The organism is Pseudomonas sp. PS02303 (assembly GCF_029959925.1).
Taxonomy (GTDB): domain Bacteria; phylum Pseudomonadota; class Gammaproteobacteria; order Pseudomonadales; family Pseudomonadaceae; genus Aquipseudomonas; species Aquipseudomonas mandelii.
Genome location: NZ_JASCOM010000364.1, coordinates 1 through 4407 on the forward strand (window position 1 = coordinate 1; position 4407 = coordinate 4407).

Consider the following 4407-nt stretch of genomic DNA (forward strand, 5'->3'; position numbering starts at 1 on the left):
GGCAAGCCTCGCTCCTACAGGGGGTGTGTGGTTCCGGATATTTGCGAACGAAACAATCCCCCTTAGGAGCGAGGCTTGCCCGCGGAGGCGGCATCCCTGACACCACAGATCCCTCGAACACACTTCATGAACAAGCGCACCACGTTTCACGCCTTGCCCTCACGGCGCAACACTTTCAGGATGCAGACCACTACAACAAGGACTCGCCTCATGTTCGCCGGATTCCTGAAAGACCAGCGCCACGTCAACGGTGTGGACATTGCCTACCGCATCGGCGGCAGCGGACCTGGCCTGCTGTTGCTGCACGGTCACCCGCAGACCCACGTCATCTGGCACAAGGTTGCCGAGCAACTGGCCGAGCACTTCACCGTGATCGCCGCCGATTTGCGCGGTTACGGTGACAGCAGCAAACCACCGGCCAGCGACCACCACACCCACTACTCCAAACGAGAAATGGCCAAGGACAGCGTCGAGCTGATGAAGACCCTGGGCTTCGAGCAGTTCTCGGTGCTGGCCCATGACCGTGGCGCTCGCGTGGCCCATCGCCTGGCGCTGGATCATCCCGCTGCCGTGCAACGCATGGTGCTGCTGGACATCGCTCCCACCCTGTCGATGTACGCGCAAACCAACGAAGCCTTTGCCCGCGCCTACTGGCACTGGTTCTTCCTGATCCGTCCGGCCCCGCTGCCGGAAACCCTGATCGAAGCCGACCCCGACGCCTATCTGCGCAGCGTGATGGGCAGTCGCAGCGCCGGGCTCAAGCCGTTCACCGCCGATGCCTTCGGCGAATACCTGCGCTGCCTGCAACTGCAGGGCACCGCGCGCGGCATCTGCGAGGACTACCGCGCCAGCGCCAGCATCGATCTGGAACATGACCGCGCCGATATCCAGGCAGGTAAATATCTGCACCTGCCGTTACTGGTGCTATGGGGTGCAGAAGGCACGGTCGGGCGCTGTTTCGAGCCACTCAAGGAATGGCAACACGTGGCCACCGACGTGCGTGGCAAGGCCTTGCCTGCCGGCCATTACATCGCTGAAGAAGTCCCCGAACTGCTACTCGCCGAAGTGCTGGGTTTCCTGCGCTGATCGCTGAGTCCCGCTGCTATGCTGGCGGCTCATGCCGCCAGTGTTCGTTCTGCCATGACCACCAAGAAAGACAACGTGCCCCTGCCCGAAGACCTGCGTGTACTCCTCACCGTGATCCGCAAGAGCGGTTTCGCCGCCGCGGCCGATGAGCTGGGCCTGTCGCCCGCCTATGTCAGCAAGCGAATCCAGATTCTCGAAACCACCCTCGGCACCCGCCTGCTCCATCGCACCAGTCGCCGCATCGCCCTGACCGAGGACGGTGAACGGGTCCAGCGCTGGGCGTTGCGCATTCTCGATGACTTCCAGCAACTGCACGACGAACTCTCCGACGCCCACGACAGCCCTCGCGGGCGCCTGCATCTGTGCAGCAGTTTCGGTTTCGGCCGTCATCACGTGGCGCCAGCCGTTTCGTTGCTGGCCGAGCGTTATCCGGAGCTGGAGATTCGTCTCGACCTGTTCGACCGGGTGGTGGACATCGTCAATGAAGGCTTCGATCTTGAGATCCGTGTCGGCGACGACATTCCCGGCCAGCACATCGGTCGGCAGTTGGTGAGCAATCGACGGGTTGTCTGCGCGGCGCCAGGTTACCTGCAACGGCAGGGCATGCCGCAGACCTTAAATGAACTGGAGCAGCATCATTGCCTGGTGATCAAGGAGCGCGACAACGCGTTCGGCATCTGGAACCTGGAACGCAACGGGGTTCAAGAAAGCGTGCGGGTCAGCGGCCCGCTGTCATCCAACAACGGCGAGATTGTCTTGCAGTGGGCACTGGACGGGCGCGGTGTGGTGCTGCGGTCATTGTGGGACGTGAAACCGCTGCTGGATCAGGGGCGGCTGGTGCAGTTGCTGCCCGAATACAGTCAGAGCGCCAACGTCTGGGCGGTGTACCCGACGCGGCTGGCGTACTCGGGGAAGCTGCGGGCGTGTGTGGAGTTTTTGCAGGAGCATTTCAAGGGGTTGTCGGTTTGATTGGTTGTGTCAGGGCGGGCCCTTTCGCGGGCAAGCCTCGCTCCTACAAGGATTGCGCAGAACCTAAAGAAGAGAGGCTTGCCCACGAAGGCGGTTTCAGCTCAGCCAGGGGCTGGCAGCCAGGTGATTACGTTCGAAGGCTTTGATTTGCTCGCTGCGCTGCAGGGTGCTGCCGATGGCGTCGAGGCCCAGCAGCAGTGCGGTTTTGCGCAGGGTGTCGATCTCGAACGAGATGACTTTACCGTCGTGGAGGCGAATTTCCTGTGCCTCGAGATCAACGTTGATGAGCGCGCTGTCCGGCTGACTGACCACGTGCCCAAGCCGCTTCGATACGGCCTCATCAAGGGTGATCAGCAACACTCCATTTCGCTGGCAGTTGTCATAGAAAATCCCGGCAAAGCTACTGCCGATCAACGCCCGAATCCCCATCTGCCGCAAGCCCCAGACCGCGTGTTCGCGGCTCGACCCACAGCCAAAGTTCGGCCCGACCACCATGAAACGTGCGCCTTGCCACGCGGGTTGGTTCAGCACGAACTCAGGGTTTGGTGAACCGTCGGGCAAAAATCGCAGGTCAAAAAACAAACCGCGATCCAGCCCGGCGCGGTCGATGCCCTTGAGAAACTGCTTGGGCATGATCACGTCGGTGTCGATATTGGCGGCGAGCATCGGCGCCGCCTGGCCGGTGACCTGGGTGAAGGGTTGCAGGCTCATGCGCGGTCTCCAAAGTGACGGATGTCGGTGAGGCGGCCGGTGATCGCCGCGGCGGCGACCATGGCCGGGCTCATCAGGTGCGTGCGCGCGCCCGCGCCCTGACGGCCTTCGAAATTGCGGTTGGTGCTGGAGGCGCAGCGGTCGCCCGGCGCCAGCACGTCGTCGTTCATCGCCAGGCACATCGAGCACCCGGACTGACGCCACTCGAACCCGGCCTCGATAAAGATCGCCGCCAGGCCTTCGGCCTCCGCCTGATTGCGCACTTCGGTGGACCCCGGCACGATCATCGCCCGCACGTGCCCGGCGACATGTTTGCCACGCACCACGCTGGCGGCGTCGCGCAGGTCTTCGATGCGCGCGTTGGTGCAGGAGCCGATAAAGGCGTGGCTGATGACGATGTCGCTCAGCGGCATCCCGGCTTCGAGGCCCATGTAATTCAGGGCGCGGCGCATGTCCTGACGCAGGATCAGGTCACTGATGTCTTGCGGGTCTGGCACGCACGCGCCGATCGGGGAAGCCTGGTCCGGACTGGTGCCCCACGTCACCATCGGTTCCAGAGCGCTGGCGTCCACCTGGACTTCACGGTCGAAGTGCGCGCCCGCATCGCTGTGCAAGGCGCGCCACTTCTCCACCGCTTGCTCCCACAACGCGCCTTTGGGTGCGCGGGGTTTGCCCTTGAGGTAGGCGAAGACTTTCTCGTCCGGGGCCATGAACGCGCCCCGCGCCCCGGCCTCGACGGCCATGTTGCAGATGGTCATGCGTGCTTCGACGCTCAAGGCATCGATGGTCGAACCGCGAAACTCGATGGCGTAGCCGGTGGCACCCGAGGCGCCGATCTGGCCGATCAGCGCCATGATCACATCTTTGGACGTCAGCCCCGGCGCCAGCGCCCCCTCCACCGTCACGCGCATGCTTTTCAGGCGTTTGTAGACCAGCGTCTGAGACGCCAGCAGGTGTTCGATTTCCGAGGTGCCGATGCCGAAACCAAACGCACCGAGGGCGCCATAGGTTGTGGTGTGGCTGTCGCCCGCCGCGATGACCATGCCCGGCAGAATGAAACCCTGCTCCGGCGCAATGACGTGTTCGATGCCTTGGCGTTTGTTGAGGATGTCGAGCAGTTCGATGCCGAAATCACGGCAGTTTTCCGCCAGGTACGACACCTGTCGCGCACCGCCGGGGTCCGGCATCGCGGCGATGCGCACCGGGGCGGTGGGGTTGACGTGATCGACCACCGCCAGCGCTGTGCCGGCCCGCCAGACCCCGCGTCCGGCCTCGCGCAACCCGCTGAACGCTTGGGGGCTGGTGTATTCGTTGATGACCTGGCGATCGATGTACAACAGGACGTGACCCTGGTCATCGAGGCGACACACCGTGTGGGAATCGATGTGTTTGTCGTAGAGAGTTCTTGCTGGAGGCATGGAAAGGCTCGCTCAGGCTCGCGGGTGAAAGGCGTCTGAGCTCCATCTTAGGGAGTAGGACATCGCCATCAATGGCCGGACAGTGATCCCGTGAACCATGGTTCGTGTTGGATCGGTTCCCCCCCGGTAGGAGTGAGCCTGCTCGCGATAGCGGTGTGCCAGTTACGTTGAAGCGGGCTGAACGATCGCTATCGCGAGCAGGCTCGCTCCTACAGGGGGTGTG

Annotated in this window: 4 protein-coding genes; 2 read left to right on the forward strand and 2 right to left on the reverse strand. The window is 63.1% G+C overall.

All coding sequences use genetic code 11. The annotated features are described in order from the left end of the window. The first annotated feature begins 210 nt into the window (after positions 1-210). Complete coding sequence (locus QMX98_RS32585; RefSeq protein WP_102594890.1) at positions 211-1086, forward strand: alpha/beta hydrolase; 876 nt, start codon at positions 211-213, stop codon at positions 1084-1086. Positions 1087-1104: 18 nt separating this feature from the next. Then, positions 1105-2055 carry a LysR substrate-binding domain-containing protein gene (locus QMX98_RS32590; RefSeq protein ID WP_077747879.1) on the forward strand — a complete coding sequence of 317 codons (951 nt, stop codon included), beginning with the start codon at positions 1105-1107 and terminating at the stop codon, positions 2053-2055. Between the two features lie 96 nt (positions 2056-2151). On the opposite strand, the gene leuD is transcribed toward QMX98_RS32590, so the two are convergent. Together leuD and leuC are read right to left on the reverse strand one after the other, a co-directional pair. Continuing rightward, positions 2152-2766 carry a 3-isopropylmalate dehydratase small subunit gene (gene leuD, locus QMX98_RS32595; RefSeq protein ID WP_221108834.1) on the reverse strand — a complete coding sequence of 205 codons (615 nt, stop codon included), beginning with the start codon at positions 2764-2766 and terminating at the stop codon, positions 2152-2154. Beyond that, entirely contained in the window at positions 2763-4184 is a 1422-nt protein-coding gene (leuC, locus tag QMX98_RS32600) for a 3-isopropylmalate dehydratase large subunit (protein WP_282411977.1), read from the reverse strand. Before leuC ends, leuD begins: the two co-directional genes overlap by 4 nt. Positions 4185-4407: the final 223 nt, after the last annotated feature.

Bases quoted from the DNA above. Each gene is read 5' to 3' on its own strand.
- QMX98_RS32590 (WP_077747879.1), top strand. From the start codon at position 1,105: ATGCTGGCGGCTCATGCCGCCAGTGTTCGTTCTGCCATGACCACCAAG.
- leuD (WP_221108834.1), bottom strand. From the start codon at position 2,766: ATGAGCCTGCAACCCTTCACCCAGGTCACCGGCCAGGCGGCGCCGATG.
- leuC (WP_282411977.1), bottom strand. From the start codon at position 4,184: ATGCCTCCAGCAAGAACTCTCTACGACAAACACATCGATTCCCACACG.
- QMX98_RS32585 (WP_102594890.1), top strand. From the start codon at position 211: ATGTTCGCCGGATTCCTGAAAGACCAGCGCCACGTCAACGGTGTGGAC.